13 protein-coding genes are annotated in these 16031 nt (G+C 53.5%); 3 read left to right on the top strand and 10 right to left on the bottom strand.

The features are described from left to right. Positions 1-114 precede the first annotated feature (114 nt). Complete coding sequence (gene tnpA, locus QTL79_RS02000; protein ID WP_346353254.1) at positions 115-585, top strand: IS200/IS605 family transposase; 471 nt, start codon at positions 115-117, stop codon at positions 583-585. Between the two features lie 156 nt (positions 586-741). Here tnpA and QTL79_RS01995 read toward each other — a convergent pair whose 3' ends face one another. The 4 genes from QTL79_RS01995 to QTL79_RS01980 all read right to left on the bottom strand — a co-directional run bounded on the left by QTL79_RS01995 (position 742) and on the right by QTL79_RS01980 (position 4238). Further along, complete coding sequence (locus QTL79_RS01995; protein WP_346353253.1) at positions 742-1227, bottom strand: DUF6803 family protein; 486 nt, start codon at positions 1225-1227, stop codon at positions 742-744. A gap of 145 nt (positions 1228-1372) precedes the next feature. Further along, positions 1373-1843: a hypothetical protein gene (locus QTL79_RS01990; RefSeq protein ID WP_346353252.1), complete on the bottom strand. Its 471-nt coding sequence runs from the start codon at positions 1841-1843 to the stop codon at positions 1373-1375. Between the two features lie 77 nt (positions 1844-1920). After that, on the bottom strand, positions 1921-2586 hold the full coding sequence (locus QTL79_RS01985; protein WP_346353251.1) for a hypothetical protein: 666 nt from the start codon (positions 2584-2586) through the stop codon (positions 1921-1923). A gap of 230 nt (positions 2587-2816) precedes the next feature. After that, a complete protein-coding gene (locus QTL79_RS01980) occupies positions 2817-4238 on the bottom strand; it encodes an amino acid permease (RefSeq protein ID WP_346353250.1) in 1422 nt (473 codons plus the stop codon). 173 nt (positions 4239-4411) lie between these two features. Here QTL79_RS01980 and QTL79_RS01975 point away from each other — a divergent pair, with 173 nt between their 5' ends. Together QTL79_RS01975 and QTL79_RS01970 are read left to right on the top strand one after the other, a co-directional pair. Next, positions 4412-5017, top strand: a complete 606-nt coding sequence (locus tag QTL79_RS01975; protein ID WP_346353262.1) for an ATP-dependent Clp protease proteolytic subunit — start codon at positions 4412-4414, stop codon at positions 5015-5017. A 224-nt stretch (positions 5018-5241) separates the two neighbouring features. Continuing rightward, positions 5242-7704, top strand: a complete 2463-nt coding sequence (locus QTL79_RS01970; RefSeq protein ID WP_346353249.1) for an ABC transporter substrate-binding protein — start codon at positions 5242-5244, stop codon at positions 7702-7704. 58 nt (positions 7705-7762) lie between these two features. Here the strand turns inward: QTL79_RS01970 and QTL79_RS01965 are convergent, their stop codons facing one another. The 6 genes from QTL79_RS01965 to QTL79_RS01940 form a co-directional block, all read right to left on the bottom strand. Further along, entirely contained in the window at positions 7763-9703 is a 1941-nt protein-coding gene (locus tag QTL79_RS01965; RefSeq protein WP_346353248.1) for an OPT family oligopeptide transporter, read from the bottom strand. Between the two features lie 10 nt (positions 9704-9713). Beyond that, positions 9714-10958: a peptidase T gene (pepT, locus tag QTL79_RS01960; protein ID WP_346353247.1), complete on the bottom strand. Its 1245-nt coding sequence runs from the start codon at positions 10956-10958 to the stop codon at positions 9714-9716. Between the two features lie 213 nt (positions 10959-11171). Further along, positions 11172-11663: a GNAT family N-acetyltransferase gene (locus QTL79_RS01955; protein WP_346353246.1), complete on the bottom strand. Its 492-nt coding sequence runs from the start codon at positions 11661-11663 to the stop codon at positions 11172-11174. A gap of 91 nt (positions 11664-11754) precedes the next feature. Then, on the bottom strand, positions 11755-12054 hold the full coding sequence (locus QTL79_RS01950) for an STAS domain-containing protein (protein WP_346353245.1): 300 nt from the start codon (positions 12052-12054) through the stop codon (positions 11755-11757). Positions 12055-12065: 11 nt separating this feature from the next. Further along, entirely contained in the window at positions 12066-14054 is a 1989-nt protein-coding gene (locus QTL79_RS01945; RefSeq protein ID WP_346353244.1) for a methyl-accepting chemotaxis protein, read from the bottom strand. 20 nt (positions 14055-14074) lie between these two features. Next, on the bottom strand, positions 14075-15922 hold the full coding sequence (locus QTL79_RS01940) for a SpoIIE family protein phosphatase (RefSeq protein WP_346353243.1): 1848 nt from the start codon (positions 15920-15922) through the stop codon (positions 14075-14077). Positions 15923-16031: the final 109 nt, after the last annotated feature.

Below are 16031 nucleotides of genomic sequence, written 5' to 3'. Positions count from 1 at the left end.
CTAGGCGTGTGGTTCCGGAAAGCTTATAGCTATAAGTAGAAAAGAAAAGCCTCCTTTGCTAGAATAAATGCAGGTTTGCCGACCGCATAAACTAACAAAGGAGGAGTATCCAAAATGGATAACAGCAGTTTAGCACACACAAAATGGAAATGCAAATACCATATAGTTTTCGCACCGAAATACAGAAGACAAATCATATATGGGAAAATAAAAAGTGATATCGGAGTTATACTGAGAAAGCTATGCGAACATAAAGGTGTTGAAATTATAGAAGCAAGTGCTTGCCCGGATCACGTTCACATGTTGGTAAGCATACCGCCGAAAATAAGCGTGTCAAGTTTTGTGGGGTATCTAAAAGGAAAGAGTTCATTAATGATATTTGATAGGCATGCGAACTTGAAATATCGATATGGCAATCGACAGTTTTGGTGTAAAGGATACTATGTAGATACAGTAGGTCGAAATAAAAAAGCAATTGAAGAGTATATCAAAAATCAGTTAAAAGACGATGTGATCGCCGAGCAACTTACTTTGAAAGAGCTAGTTGACCCGTTCACGGGTGAGCCAGCAAAAAAGTCGAAATAAGACCCCTTTAGGGGTAGACTGAAAAGGCTATGCGGTTGGCGGACTATTCAGCGAGTCTTGAGACTCAGCCAGTATTATGCCCTTATAGGGCTAAAGCAAACCACCCGTTAGACGGGTGGTCCTGATTTTCTTCCAGTATTGATTTGCGCCGCAACGTTACATCGGATGATGCATCGGTGCGCCTGGCGTCCAGCCTAAAATGCGAGGGTCGACCATGCCGAACACCATTGCGACATGTGCGACGATCAGGAACAAGGTCAGCAGCAAAAAGTGCAGTTTCATTTTGTCTTCAGCGGATTGCCCCTTTGCAAGCAAGCCCATTTCCAATAACGCAATCGAAAAAAGTGGGATTACGCCGCTTAAGTAGGAGCCGACCGCGATTATGTCTGCGCTGCCGCGCCACTCAATAAACGGAACCGTTGTTGTGAGCAGGTAGAGGAAAACGCCGAGAAAGTAAAAGCCGAGTACGATACCGAGTCCTTTGTTCCAATTGCGCAAGGATCCGCTTGTTTGACGCTTGAATACGACGAAGAATTCGGTTGCGACCAGCGCTTCTGCCAAGGCCACGGGGATCAGCATATAGATAATCAGATTCCAGGGTTGGTTTGTGGCCAGTAGTTCCATGTAGTGGGTCATGTTCATATGAATTCGCCTCCCGTATTGCTTTGTTCTTATTGCAGTCTAGCAAGTGAATTTGAAAAACATATGCGTAAAATGTGAATAAAAAGTGAAGCGATAGCAAAAAGAATGGTTTCGGCGCAAATGCTGCCGAAACCATTCTTTTATACTAGCGGAAAATCTCAAAGCGGTGCGAGTCGGGATGCCAGTTGCTGCTGCCGCCGCTGATCTCGTCCGTCGCAACTTTATGGCCGTCCATATACAGATCGAACACCACCTTGTCGCCGCCTCTGACGCGAAAATCGATGCCGTCCACGCCGCCGGAGCCGGTGTCAAAATGGAATGTGACGCGATGCTCTTCATGACCAAGGCTGTAGGAGTCGTCCGCTTCGAGCCGTGTACCGCGTACGTCGACAAAATGGCCGTCGGTACGAAGCACGCCGCTGAATTGATGGCCGTGCAGCTTGGCGGCGGTGCGCAGGTGTAGCCCGTGTTCATCATGCCAAATAAAGTAGCCGCGGCTGTCGCCCGGATGAAAGGAATCCGGACGGCCTTCCAGCTCCGGTGACCAGGCGAAGGCGCTGCCGCTCAGTGCGACAAAGAGCAGCGCGGTTAATAAAAGACTGGCTGTTTTTTTCATCCATACCTTCCTCCATGCTTATGGTTTGCTTCCTTGATACAGGGATAAGCCCCGACTTGCTGCCGGGGCTTTCTATTTTAGAAGTTTGGCGTCATGCGCGGGCCTTTGTGACCGCCCATAGGGGGAACGGCGTGGCGCAGCGTCTGCATGTTTTGTTGAAAGGTTTCATCGCTGACGCCGAGCGTATTTGCTACGTCATGCCAGGAATTGTTGATCTTCTTTTGGCTTAAGACATCGGTGATCGACTTATTGGTATCCGCTGCGAGCAGGCCGGCGACTGCGATATCCTTCGTTCGGTAGCCCTGGTTCATCAGGTCAAGGCTGGTCTGCTTGTTGATGTTCAGTTTGCTTTCCATGCGGCTGGCGATCATGTCCTGGCGCGCCGCTTTCATTTGCTGCGGCGTTACGCCGAGCGATTGGGACAGGTCTTTCCAGGACGTGTTCAGTGTTTTGGCAGCCATGACGTCGGCCAGCGGCTTGCCGCTGATCTTCGCCAGCATCGCAGCGTGTCCGAGATCGCGCATGCTGACGCCTTTTTCACGGTAGGACTGCATTTCGCTTTCGCTGATGCCGAATTGTGCGCCGAACTCCTGCGTCATTTTACTCCGCTCGCCCATTCGCTGCTCGACGGTAAGCGGGCGGGGATTTTCCGCCGCCTGTACGGCGAGGGGAGCCGCGATACCGCTGAGTAAGAGTCCGCCGATTGCCAGGGCGGTCAGATTTTTTTTGTTAAACAGGTTCATAAGAATGCCTCCTTCGTTGCCGCTTGTTGCGGTCAATTTCGTTGTTGTGTTCAGTATAGTGAGGAAATATCCAGTTAGTATCAAGAGGCTATCAAGAAGCTGCCAAGATTGCTGCCGGATAAAAAAAGACGCACCGGACAAAGCGGTGCGTGTAGACTGTCGAAAAAACAAAAGCAAGCGGGACGTTTTTTACACGAAGAGTCGAAGAAGGAAAGGAGGGAAGAATTTTTTTAGGCCGAGCGACGTTGCTCCGCTTCATCCGGATGCGTGTTCAGGCGGCTGTGTTTGATGCCGTAAGTAAGATAGAAGACAAGGCCAAGCAGTGACCAGACTAAAAAACGCCACCAGGTGACGGCCGGCAATTGGAGCGATAGATAGCCGCACAGCAGGACTGCGATCGGCGCGACAAGGTAGACTGCCGGACATTTAAAGGGACGGTGTAGGTCAGGCTTCGTCTTACGCAGAACCAAAACGCCGAGCGAGGTGGTAACGAAAGCGAAGAACGTACCGATATTGGCGAGTTCAGCCACTTCGTCGATCGGAAACAGGCTGGCGGCAATGGCGACCAGAAAGCCGGTCAGCCAGGTGATGATGTACGGCGTGCCGTAACGGGGATGAATCTTGCAGATGGCGGGCGGAATCAGACCGTCGCGCGACATCGCGAAGAAGATGCGCGATTGACCGTACAGGGTGGCGAGCAGAACGGATGTGATGCCGGTGATTGCACCGATGGCCACGAGTGCCGAACCCATTCGATAGCCCAAAGCTTTCAAAGCATAGGCGACCGGTTCTGCCGTGTCGAGTTCCTGATAGGGAACGACGCCGGTCAAAACGCCGGATACCAGGATGTAAAGTGCGGTGCAGGCAAGCAAGGAACCGATCAGACCAAGCGGTAAGTCGCGCTGCGGGTTTTTGCATTCTTCGGCCGAAGTGGAGACCGCGTCAAAGCCGAGATAGGCAAAAAACACCAGCGCAGCGCCGGAGGTCACGCCGGAAAAACCAAGCGGCATGAACGGCGTCCAGTTGCTCAGCTTGACATGCGGCGAAGCGAGCGCCAAAAATAAAAGGACGGCGGCCACTTTGACGTAAACGAGCAGATTATTGGCCTTAGTACTTTCCTTGATGCCGCGCACCAGCAAATAGGTGAGGAGCATGACGATTGCGAAGGCCGGCAAGTCCATGATGCCGCCCAGAGACGGACAGGCGGTGAACGTTTTGGGCAGTTCCAGGTCAAAGAGCGTGTTGATCAGCCCGGTGACGTAAGCGGACCAGCCGGCAGCCACACTGGCTACGCTGACCGCATATTCGAGCACCAGATTCCAACCGACCAGCCAGGCGAGGCATTCGCCCAGCGTTGCGTAAGAATACGTATAGGCGCTGCCGGAGAGAGGTACGGTGGATGCCAATTCGGCGTAAGAGAGCCCGGCGAAGATGCAGGCGATGCCGGAAATGACGAAAGATATAACGACAGCGGGACCGGCATGCGTCGCGGCGGCGATGCCGGTCAGAACGAAGATGCCGGTGCCGATGGTGGCGCCTAAACCGAGTAAGACAAGATCCCAGGCTCCGAGGGTGCGGCGCAGTCCGCCGCCTTTTTCCGCCTGTTGCAGGATGTGGCGGATGCTTTTGGTCCGGATCATTTTTGCAAACATCAAATCTCGCTCCTTCATAGTAATCAGATAAACAGAATAAAGGATGAAGCGGAAAAAAGCAAGCCTGGGACGGACAAAGCAGAGAGCCTGTCGGTGACTACGGGAGAGAAAAGCAGCCGCTTTTTTAGGAAAACGCGCTGTGATTAAAAGGGTAGAGCGCGCAGGCGCAGAATATAAGAGAAAGAGAGAAAAGGACAGGGGGCAGACAAATGGAACGAGCAGAAAAAGGCGGCAAGGCACGTTTGCAGGAACAACTCTTAAAGACAAGATCGATCATCATAGCGGGCGAAATCAATCAGTCGCTGGCGGAAAAAGTGATGACGCAGCTCCTGCTTTTGCAGGAGGCGGGCGATGAACCGATTAAACTGTTCATCAACAGCCAGGGCGGACATGTCGAAGCCGGCGATACGATTCATGATATGATTCGTTTTATCAAACCGCGCGTCATCGTAATCGGAACCGGCTGGGTCGCCAGCGCGGGCATCACGATCTTCCTGGCGGCGGAAAAAGAGAACCGCTATTCGCTGCCGACCACGCGCTATATGATTCATCAGCCGCTTGGCGGCGTGCAAGGGCAGGCGAGCGACATCCAGATCGAAGCCGATGAGATCGTGAAGATGCGCGGTCGCATCAACCGGATGATTAGCGCAGCTACCGGTCAGAAATTGGAGAAGGTGGAAAAAGACACACAGCGCAATTTTTGGCTCGATGCCGAACAGGCGAAAGAATACGGCATCGTCGAACATATCGTTACCCGTTATGAGGAATTAAGCCTTTAAATCGGGGAAAAGCGGCTCTTGCGGACAGACGTCCGGTAAGAGCCGCTTTTGATTGTCAGCTTTGAACAATAAAAAGAGCGACGGGTAGTGAGGAGTGAACGAAAATTAGATAAGTTGAATTTTCAGAAGAATCTTGTCGTAAAATGAAATATAATAAGGAACGTGAGCACAAAAACGGATAACGGGTTGCCAGGAAAGACGGAGCGAAGAAGGTGGGGACGGATATGTTTTTTTCTTTTAAAAAACGACAGGCCGAAGATGTGGTACGGGACGTGCCGGAAAAACAGACGCTTGCGAAGCAGAGCGGCGATGAGCTGGCGACGCTGAAGCATAATCAAAAATGCGTGGTCGCGAAGATCGGCAATAAGATCGAAGAGACCGGCATCGCCGCCGAGAGCCTGATTGAGATTACGGACAGCATCGCCGGTTCGGTGGAACGGCAGATGGAAAGCATCGACAAGGTCGTCGATGAGATCACCCAATATTCGGCGCTGGCGCAAGAAGTGTTCGCCAGCACGGAAAGTTCGAAGCATATCGCCCGGCAAACGATCGATGTGGCGCAGGAAGGCAGCGTCGCCGTCGGCGAATCGATACGCGCGATGAACGAAATCCGTCAGGCGGTGGAAGCGGCCAAAAGCGTGGTCAACGATCTGAACGGCCAGGCGGCGCATATCAACCAGCTGCTCAGCGTGATCAAGGACATCACCGAGAGCACGAATTTGTTATCACTCAACGCCTCGATCGAAGCGGCGCGGGCCGGTGAAGCCGGACGCGGTTTCGCGGTCGTCGCGCAGGAAGTGAAAAACCTGGCGCAGCGCAGCGATGAATCGATCGGCTATATCAACCAAACGATCCAAGAGATCAATTGCAGTCTGGCGCGTACGCTTGAATCGATGGATACGATCATTCATCGCGTGGCAGACGGCTCGGAAACGGCTGACGGAACAGCCAAGGTGTTCAACACGATCATCGATACGGTGAAGAAGAACAGCGATGTCTACGAAGAGATCCACATGGCGATCTCGAAACAGACGAGCAGCCTCGAAAACGTGGTCGACTCGACGCAGAGCATGGGCGAGGCGTTCCGCCGCCTGACGAGCGATACGGAACTGGCGTCGCTTTATATCCAGTTCGTCAATACCTCACTGGCGGCGCTCAGCGATGCGTCCGGCAACCTGAAAAATCTTACTGAGCATATGCTGAACAAAGTCGAAAGTCCCTCTTCTTTGGGCGTGACGCTGCGCACTTGTCTGCCCAAAGAGATCTCAACCTTTAATCCGACGATGTCGTCTGAATTCATCGGCGGCCACATCCTCTCGAATTCGCATGCCGGCTTGCTGTCGATCGACGCGGCCGGGAATCTGTCGCCGGGCATTGCGAAAAGCTGGCATCTGGAAGGCGAAGATACCTGGGTATTCAATTTGCGCCGCGGCGCAAAGTTTCACAATGGGCGGGAGATCACGGCGGAAGACATCCGCTATACGTATGAGATGCTGCTCAGTCCGAAGACGAATTCGCCGAATTCCTGGTGCCTGCAATATGTGGCCGGGGCGGAAGAATTCATGGCCGGACGCGCATCGAGCGTGGCGGGCATAGAGGTGCTCGACCGCTATCGCATCAGTTTGCGCCTTTCCTCGCCCTACAGCGGTTTCCTGCTCAATCTCGGCCAGTTTTACTGCGCCGTCCTTGCGAAAGAAGAAGTGGAACGCGGTAAGCTCGTCGGTTGCGGACCCTATATCCTCGACGTGAAAGAGGATCACTGCGACATGACGTCGTTCCCTGAATTCTTCAACGGTGAGGCGTATGCTGCGAAAGTACGGGTCGACTTGTCGGGCGAGGATCCGGCGGATGGCTTTATCGCCGGAAAGTACGACTTCATCTTCGTCGACAATAAGGCATCGCTCGACAAGCTGAAAGGCCGTCCGGAAACCGTCATCCGGCCGAGCAGCATCATGGGCAGCTATTATGCGGGATTTAACATGATGTCCGCCTCGCCGTGGCTGAAAGACGTCAGGCTGCGTCAGGCGCTGAACCATGCGGTGGACAAGCAGAAGATCATCGCGCAGGTGCTGGGCGGTTTAGGCAGTGAATCGAAAGGGCCGTTGCCGCCCGCGATTCTCGAGGATACGGGACTGCGCGGCTATGAATATGATGTCCGTAAAGCCAAGGAGCTGATCGCGCAGGCTGGCGCACAGGCTACCGGTCAGCCGCTGCGCATTTTGTATCGCGAAGGCATGGAAAATTCTGTGTTCAATCAGATGACGAAACTGCTGGTGCAGGATCTGGAAGCAGTCGGCGTCAAATGTTCGCTTGTGACCGTGCCGTTCAAAAACTATCTCGACGTCAATCTGATCCGCGAGCGCTGTGATTTATATGTGGCGCGTTGGATTGCCGATACCGGAGATGCTGATAATTTTCTGCAACCGCTCTTTGCGCCGGGCCTGAAGACGAACCGTTCCAGTTACAACAACGAATCGGTCAACCGGAAACTTGCGGACGCGATGACGATCATCAATCCGAAGCGTCGCAAGGAACAGTACCGCGAAATCCAAAGGGAAATCGTAAAGGACGCGCCCTGGATTTTCATTTATCACCCCAGCCTCGGCGTCGTCAGCCGCAAAGGCGTCAGCGGCCTCAAACTGACGCCGCTCGGCCTCTTCAAGTACGATGACGTAATCGTCGAATAACAGAGAAACGGTCCCGGCAGGCTTTTTGCCTGTCGGGACCGTTTTTTATCGGCGCCTTTTATTCGGCAGCGACTTTCTTGACGCTTACCGCTTTGCCGTAAAGCAGAGCGCAAAGTGCAAGGTAGGCCACGACGCCGAGATAGGTTGCGGCCGGCGTTTCCGACCAGGCTTCGAGGAAGAAATCATAACCCAGGATGCGTACGACCGCGCTGAGCAGACTGCCGAGTGCGCCGCCTGCGATCAGACCGGAAGCGATCGTGCTGCCGACATTGAAGCGCAGTGCGCTGAGCTTCTCATTGCTGCTGCTCTTCGTGACCAAGTAGGAGATCAAGCCGCCGACTAAGAGCGGCGTGTTGATTTCCATCGGCAGGTAAGCGCCGAGTGCGAACGCCAGCGGCGGAACTTTCACCATCCAAAGGATGACGGCGAAGAACGCGCCGGCCATGTAGAGCGGCCAATGTGCGGCACCGCCTTCCATCAGCGGTTTAACGATTGCGGCCATTGCGTTGGCTTGCGGTGCGGGCAGTGCGCTCGGACCGACGAAGCCATAAGCCTGATTGAGCAGCAAGATGACGCCGATCGAGACCAGGGCGGATACTGCTGCCGATACCAACTGCCATTGTTCCATCTTACGCGGCGTCGCGCCGAGAAGGTTCGCTACCTTCAGTTCAGACATAAAGTTGCCGGCCACGGCCAGCGTGGTGCAGAGGAAGGAGGCCATCATCAGGATTGCAACGATGCCCATGTCGCCATGCATGCCGGCGCTGCCCAAAACGACCGAGGCGACGATGATCATAAAGATCGTCATGCCGGAGACCGGTTCGGTACCGGTAAAGGCGATCGAACTGATGCCGACGACCGAGAGCAAAAAGGTGAAGATGAGCACGATGCCGAGTGCGAGTCCCGTTTGCAGCATGCTTTCGGAGAAGTAAACGTGGAAATACAGCGTGAACAAGAGCAGGATGCCGAAGATGCCTGCGACAAGCAGCGGCATTGGGATGTCGCGTTGCGTACGCAGCAGCGTCTGACGCGCCGCATTCGGCGCTTTCGACATTTCGGCGATCGCTGCGCGGACTACGTTCTTGATGACGCTGGACATCGATAAGAGGCCGATGATACCGGCCATTGCAAGCATGCCGATGCCGATATGGCGGACATAGGTGGAAAATACCGCCCGGATCGGCGCATCAGCCAAGAGGATATCTTTACCCTTCAGGATCATGTGATGATCGCCGGCCAGATAATAAAGAACCGGAATGCAAACGAACCAGGAGAAGAACGAACCGGCGGCGATGATTGCCGCATAACGCAGACCGGTGAAATAACCGATGCCGAGCAGCGCCGATTCGTTGTCGAGGTTGAAGACCAGTTTATATTTCGAAGCGATTTGTTGACCAAGCGAGAACGTGGCGCTCGAGATGATCTCTTGCCACCAGCCGATGCTGTTGAGGATGAAATCATAGATCAGTGCAATCGCGCCGCTGAAGATCATCAGCTTGGCTTTGCTGCCTTCGCCGGAGGTCAGTACCTCGGCCGCAGCGCGTCCGGCAGGGAATGGATAAACGTCCGCCATCTCTTCGCAGAAATAACGGCGGAAGATGGTGGAGAGAAAGACGCCGAGGATGCCGCCGAGTACGATCGGCGCGGCCAACTGGAAGAAGTTCATTGTCGGCGAGTTAAGAATGAACAAGGCCGGAATGATGAACATTGCGCCGCCTAAGATATTCGTGCCGGCGCTGGCGATAGCCTGGATATGCACGTTTTCAGGAAACGCGTTCTTGCGCTTCAAAACCGCGCCCATGCCCATAGCCAAAATGGAGACCGGTGCGAAAGCGTCGACCGTCTGGCCGATCTTCAGACAAAGATAGCCGACCGCGAGCGCGAATAACGCGGCGTAAAACAAACCCCAAAATACGACATAAGGGTTGATTTCCTGGTACTCCTGATGCGGTGACATTGGCGGTTCGGCAGGTGCGCTGCTGTGTTTGTGTTCAGACATGATATTCCTCCTATTTCTTTTTTATTTGACCGGCCAGTTTCAGAACCTCAACTGCGGTTTCGGCGACTTTGAGCAGGGAAGGAACCGGCAGGAATTCAAATTTGCCATGGGCGTTATGACCGCCGCTAAACAGATTCGGACAAGGCAGACCCATAAAAGATAGACGCGCTCCGTCGGTACCGCCGCGAATCGGCGTAGTCTTCGGCTCTAGACCGACTGCCTTCATCGCTTCGCAGGCAAGCTCGACGACATGAAAAACCGGTTCGATTTGTTCACGCATATTATAATAAGAATCCTTGATCTCCAGTTCCAACGTGCCGGAACCATATTTTTCGTTCAGTAATTGCGCGAGAGAAGTGAGGTAGCGCTTGCGCTTTTCAAAATTGGCGCGGTCATGATCGCGGATCAACAGCTTCAATTCGGCGCTTTCCACCGAACCATTCATTTGGTTCACATGAAAAAATCCTTCATAATCAGCGGTGTATTCCGGCTTCTCTCCGGCCGGCAGCATCATTTGGAATTCTGCGGCGATCGTCAGCGCATTGATCATCTTGTGCTTCGATGCACCCGGATGGACGTTGCGTCCATGTATAAGCAATTTGGCGTTGGCGGCGTTGAAGTTCTCGTATTCGATGCCGCCGAGTCCCTCGCCGTCGATCGTATAGGCGAAGTCGGCGCCAAAAGCGGCTACATCAAAACGGTCGGCGCCGCGCCCGATTTCTTCGTCCGGCGTGAAGCCAAGACGGATCGTGCCATGCGGGATTTCAGGGTGATGGATGAGATATTCGATGGCACTAACGATTGCGGCGATGCCGGCTTTGTCGTCCGCGCCGAGCAGAGTCGTGCCGTCGGTGACGATGATATCTTGTCCCTCATATTGACTCAGTTCGGGAAAGTCGGCCGTTGTCATGATGATCGCAGGATCCTCGTTGAGTGTGATGTCGCCGCCCTGATAAGAAACGATTCTGGCCTTGACGTCCTTGCCGGCAAAATCCGGCGCGGTGTCGAAATGGGCCAGCAGGCCGACGGTCGGCGCATTTGGGCAGCCGTTGGCCGGCAATGTGGCCGTAAGATAACCGTTCTCATCGAGCCGGATGTCGCTAAGGCCCAGTTCCTTCAATTCAGCGGCCAGATGTTTGGCCAATACCAATTGCCCCGGTGTGCTGGGACAGCAGTCGAACGCAGCGTCGGAACGGCTGTCGAAGCGGGTGTACGAAAGAAAACGGTTTACAAGACTGGTTTTGTCTAGCGTCATGGTAAAACTCCTTTCTTAAACGAACAGTATGGTATTCTTCGTCTCTCTAATTATAACAAAGAAGCAGAGCAAAACAGCGGATGATAAATGACGAAATATTCCGGCGCGACGTTGTGCGAAGCGCACAAAGATAAGAAAAACCGCTTCCTGCAGGCGGCGGAAAGCGGTTTAGCCAAGCAATACGTTAGGCAAAAGAAGTTGTCTTACGGCGCATTACAGGGTAAGCGTCATATCGAACCACTCCGCGCCGCCGTGCGTCGAGGCGGAAAGGCCGTCGTTCTTATAACCGAAGGAGGCATAATACGGAACTAATGCCTCTTTGCAGGTCAATAAGACCCGTTTTTTGCCATTTTTCCTAGCCGTTTCGATGAAATGGCGCATTAAGCGAGCGGCGATGCCTTGCCTGCGACATTCAGGCAATACATCCAGACCGAAAACGGTCAGATTTTCGCCGTCTGGCAGATGCTGCGTTGCATCGTGGAATAGTTCATCATATAGGACAGGACTGTTTGTCGCACAGCCGTTAATGAAGCCGATTATCGCACCGTCAAATTCGGCAACGAAAAAAGAATCGGGAAAAGCGGCGATACGAGCCGCGAAGGAGTCCTGGCCTGCGGCTTCGGCGGCAGGAAAGCAGATTTTTTCTATGGCGGCGATCTGCACGACATCGTCGTAGCGGACGCCGCGGATTAATAAGTTGGACATAAAAACCTCCTCTTCCTCAATGCCGCCAGTATAGCACAAAGGAAAAGGTCCGGCAAAGCGAAAATTTGCCGGACCTTTTTCTTCAATATAATTACTCGATCCGAAACGTGCGATCCATGCGCGTCAGATAAAAGAGTTCTTTGACTGCGCCGCTTAAGCCCCGAATCACGACTTCGCCGCCTTTCGGTTCGACCCGTTTATGAATCTGGATCAGCACGCCGAGTCCCGCACTGTCGATATGCGTTACGCCGCTCAAGTCCAGGTCGAAATGAAACTGTCCCTTCTCGAAAGCGGCCAGCATCTCTTCGCGCAGTTTGCCCGCTTCACGTACGTAAATGCCGCCTTTGGGCTCGAGTTTCAGATAGTTGTCTCCGTTTCTCATGGACATCATCGTTTTCCCTCCTATACTTTGAACATTTCAACCGAACGACGCAGTTCGTTCGACAGTGCAGCCAGTTCTTCCGTACTGGCTGCCACCGTCTCGATGCCTTGCGCGACTTCACTGGCGGCACCTTCGGTATGCTCCGCCGCTCCTTTGGTTTCTTCGATCTTGCTGGAGACCGTATTAATCAGGTTGACGATTTTTTCTGAGGAAGCCACTTCTTCGCTCGTGATTTCAGAGATCGACTGCATTTCAGTGACCGTCGCATTGACCGCAGTCAGTATGCTCGACAATGCTTCACCGGCGTTATTGACGCTTACGCCGCCTTCCTCGACCTGGCGGCGTGTTTCCTGCATGGCAAGAACCGCCTGGCTTGTACAGGCTGAGACTTTTTCGACCAAAGAGCCGACCTCGCCCGCTTCGCGATTCGACTGTTCGGCCAGCTTGGAGACTTCATTGGCGACGACCGCAAAACCGCGTCCGGCCTCGCCGGCTCGCGCCGCTTCGATCGCCGCGTTAAGCGCCAGCAGATTGGTCTGTTGCGCAATATTGGTAATCGTGCTGCTGATGTCGCCGATCTTGCTCGCGTATTCATCCATCTGACGGATCACGGTTTCGCCTTCGGTCGCCTGCGCCTGAATCCTCCCCATGATGCCGATCGCATCATTTACCGTGCTGCGTCCATGTTGTGCCGATTGCAGCGTATTTTGCGAACTTTCCTTAGCGCTCAAAGAACGGTCTTTAGCCAGTTGAATCAAAGACGACAGTTCCAGCAAAACGCGGGATACTTCCATCATTGCATTGAATTCGACATCGCTGCTCTTCGCGATGCCCGCTACGTCGTCGGCGATCAGATGACTGTTGGCGTTCGCTTCTTCGCTGGTGGCCGCCAGTTCTTCCGACGCGGCGGCGATTTCGAGCGCGGAGCTCTTTACGACCGAAACGACGCGTGCCTGGCGTTCCAGCATCGCGTTGAAACTGGCGGAAAGCAGGCCGATTTCATCGCGCGACGTCACGCTCGAACGGACCGATAAATCGCCATGGCTGGCGTTGCTCATCAAGTTTTGCAATGTCTCGATCGGACGGGTGATTTGGGCTGCCAACAAGACTGCCGCGCCGCTGCAAAAAAGGAGAATCAGGAGAACGGCTCCGCCGACGGAAAAGAGGAAATTTTGCAGGACGCTATTCGCGCTCTGCTGACTTTTGCCGCTGAAAATAAGACCGACCGGTTTGTTTTCCCAATCGAGCAGCGGCTTATAGACGGTGCGATAGGGTTGGCCGAGAATTTGAGCCGTACCTTGGTATGGTTTAGCCTGGCCAAGAACGACCGCGGCGATTGCCGGATCCAGTTTGGTATCGACGATCCGTTTGCCATCCTTTTGGATCGTGGAAGAGAGACGGACATCCGCGTTGAAAACGGTGGCGTCGACATTATAAAGTTCTTTGATCGTATCGACGAGCGAATCCTTGCCAAGATTATAACCGGCACTGACCACGCCGACCAATTTGCCGGATTTGTCAAGGACGGGTACGCCGGAACGGATGCCAAGTTTCACCGTTGTGCCGGGTTCAACGGCAGAAGTGATTTTACCTTGCAGTGCTTGTTTGACGTTGGCTTCGTCGGTAATGACGTCACCTTTTTTTTCTGGTGCATGCGTGCGTGCGATGACGGTGCCGCTCTCATCGGTGAGCGTAAGAAAATCGAGTGAGGTATGTTTGGCGAGCGGTGCGGCAACTTGCAAGAGTCGTGCACTGTCTTTCGACGCCAGTGCGGCGATCAGATCGGGATTGGCAGCTAGAAGCTTAGCGCTGCTTTCTGCGTTTGAACGGTACTCGCTCAGCAAAGCGTCAAGGCCTTCCATGCCGTTGGCCGCGCCTTCTTGCGTTGCGGCAGCGACATATTGGTTAAAAAAATACATGGACAATCCGACCGCGATGCCGCAGCCGATCAAGAGAAAGCCCAGGATGATCAGCAACAGCTTGTGTTTGATTCGCAAATCTTTCAGCACGCTATCATCTCCCCATTTTCTTATCTGCCTTGCCTGACGATATCCTTAAGCAGCCGCACGCGCGTCCCCTTTCGGTTGTAACTGAGCGAGTCGGCTGCCAAAAGCATGATGCTGATGCCGCGGCCGCAGTCTGACAACGCACCGCTGTCAAAAGCCGCCTGACCTAAACGGGAAAGTTGACGCAGGATCATTTGTGCCGGAAAACCGGGACCGCCGTCGCGCACCTCCACGACCAAAGTCGTCGCGTGCAGCAGATAAATCGTGAGACGGACTTCGAGCCGTCCTGCTTTATCCCGGCCGTTTAACAACGCATTATTGATGGCTTCATGTACGGCGATTTCAAAAAGGCTAACCCCGTCGCTTTTCATGATCTCGCGTAGACAGACGGCGATTTCCTCGACCGCGTCTGCGAAATCATCCAAACTGTTCAGCGTCAAATCCAATAATTTTGTCAGAACTGCCCAACGCTTGCCATCCTGCGGCATGCAAATGCGCAGGCAAATTGCCGAAGCATCGTCGCGGCAGACCGGTTGCAGCGCAGTTTTTTTCAAAAACCGCACCACGTCGGAGAAATGATCCAAGCCGATTTCTTCGCAGCGGGGATAGGCGTCGAAGAGGCCGTCAGTTGTGAAATAAAAACAATCGCCGGCTTTTATTTCAAAGCTTTGCTGCTTGAAAAGCGGCTTCTGGTCCACGCCGACCAAGGAAGACGCTGTTTCTACGATCTTTCGTTCGCCGGCGCAGTATGCGAGGAAATAATTGACGCCGCCAGTCACATAATGCAGCTTTTTGCCGATCAGATCGACTTCGAAATAGAATACGGTAGCAAAGGAATCTTCCGGATAATAACGCAACGCCTTTTCATTGACCCAGCGCAGTTTCTGTCCGAGGCTGCCGGGCAGGTGGACCGCATACCAAAGAAAGGCAGCGGTTAGTGAAGCCTGCATGCCGGTCGCGACGCCGTGTCCGCAGACGTCGAGCAGGAAGCCTTTTAAACGGCGTTCGCGCGGATCCCAGAAGTAATCGTAAAAATCACCGCTGATGCCGGTGCAGGAGTGAAAAATGCAGCGGATTTGCAGAAGATCGTTGTCAAGATCCGGCGGCAGAAAATTGCGCTGTAATTGTTCGGCGCGGGCCAGATCATTACGCAGTTCTTCCTGAAAAAGGTGATATTCGGTCATGTCGGATAAACTGACAAGCACCAATTCCTGCCCGTTATAGAGAATCAAAGAGCAACGGATTTCAACGTTGCGCCACGAACCATCCCAAAGACGCAGCGTGACTGACGGCAGAACTAGCGAACCTTTTTCCAAGATGGCCTTGGCATGCTGTTCGAGCACTTCGCGTTGGCTTTGAAACACATCCCAGAGAAAACTGTCGATGACATTCTCGCGCCCGACAAACGCGGCGAAGCTCGGATTGGCTTGAATAATCCGACCGCTGACGGGATTTACGGTAAAAATGCTTTCCGTACTTTGCTCGAGCAACGCTTTATAGCGCAACCCCTCATCTACCATTGTACCGCGGTAGTAAGCGAGGCGATCGATTAACTGGTTTACTGCCTGCGAAACCTGCGCCACTTCGCCGTCGCCGGATTGAAAATAGAGACGGTTCCAGTGATCCGTGCTCAGATCGATATTTTGGATGCCTTGCGTTAGCTGCGATAGCGGCGCCAACACTTTACGTTGCAGAAACCAGCAATACAGCAATAACGGCGGCGCGCAGAGCAGCGTCAAAGCGGCGAGCAATTCCAGCCAGCGACCGCTGACCAGCGCAGAACCAAGCCAATAATCGACGGCCAGAAAGGTTAAAACCTGCGTTAGCAAAACAAGCAAAGAAGCACGACGCGCTTTTTTTTGCAAACTCATGGCCTCACCATCCGATGCTGCAGTCTCGATGTCGCGGCAAAAGATGCCGCGCGCTATTGCAATCATTATACCATTTATGGAAAAGTTTTACACAAAAAATAGTTTTGCG

This window comes from Azotosporobacter soli, from assembly GCF_030542965.1.
GTDB lineage: Bacteria > Bacillota > Negativicutes > SG130 > SG130 > Azotosporobacter > Azotosporobacter soli.
Note: the sequence above shows the minus strand (reverse complement) of the source record. Positions and strands in the feature narration are given on the sequence as shown.

Bases quoted from the DNA above. Each gene is read 5' to 3' on its own strand.
- tnpA (WP_346353254.1), top strand. From the start codon at position 115: ATGGATAACAGCAGTTTAGCACACACAAAATGGAAATGCAAATACCAT.
- QTL79_RS01995 (WP_346353253.1), bottom strand. From the start codon at position 1,227: ATGAACATGACCCACTACATGGAACTACTGGCCACAAACCAACCCTGG.
- QTL79_RS01990 (WP_346353252.1), bottom strand. From the start codon at position 1,843: ATGAAAAAAACAGCCAGTCTTTTATTAACCGCGCTGCTCTTTGTCGCA.
- QTL79_RS01985 (WP_346353251.1), bottom strand. From the start codon at position 2,586: ATGAACCTGTTTAACAAAAAAAATCTGACCGCCCTGGCAATCGGCGGA.
- QTL79_RS01980 (WP_346353250.1), bottom strand. From the start codon at position 4,238: ATGTTTGCAAAAATGATCCGGACCAAAAGCATCCGCCACATCCTGCAA.
- QTL79_RS01970 (WP_346353249.1), top strand. From the start codon at position 5,242: ATGTTTTTTTCTTTTAAAAAACGACAGGCCGAAGATGTGGTACGGGAC.
- QTL79_RS01965 (WP_346353248.1), bottom strand. From the start codon at position 9,703: ATGTCTGAACACAAACACAGCAGCGCACCTGCCGAACCGCCAATGTCA.
- pepT (WP_346353247.1), bottom strand. From the start codon at position 10,958: ATGACGCTAGACAAAACCAGTCTTGTAAACCGTTTTCTTTCGTACACC.
- QTL79_RS01955 (WP_346353246.1), bottom strand. From the start codon at position 11,663: ATGTCCAACTTATTAATCCGCGGCGTCCGCTACGACGATGTCGTGCAG.
- QTL79_RS01950 (WP_346353245.1), bottom strand. From the start codon at position 12,054: ATGATGTCCATGAGAAACGGAGACAACTATCTGAAACTCGAGCCCAAA.
- QTL79_RS01940 (WP_346353243.1), bottom strand. From the start codon at position 15,922: ATGAGTTTGCAAAAAAAAGCGCGTCGTGCTTCTTTGCTTGTTTTGCTA.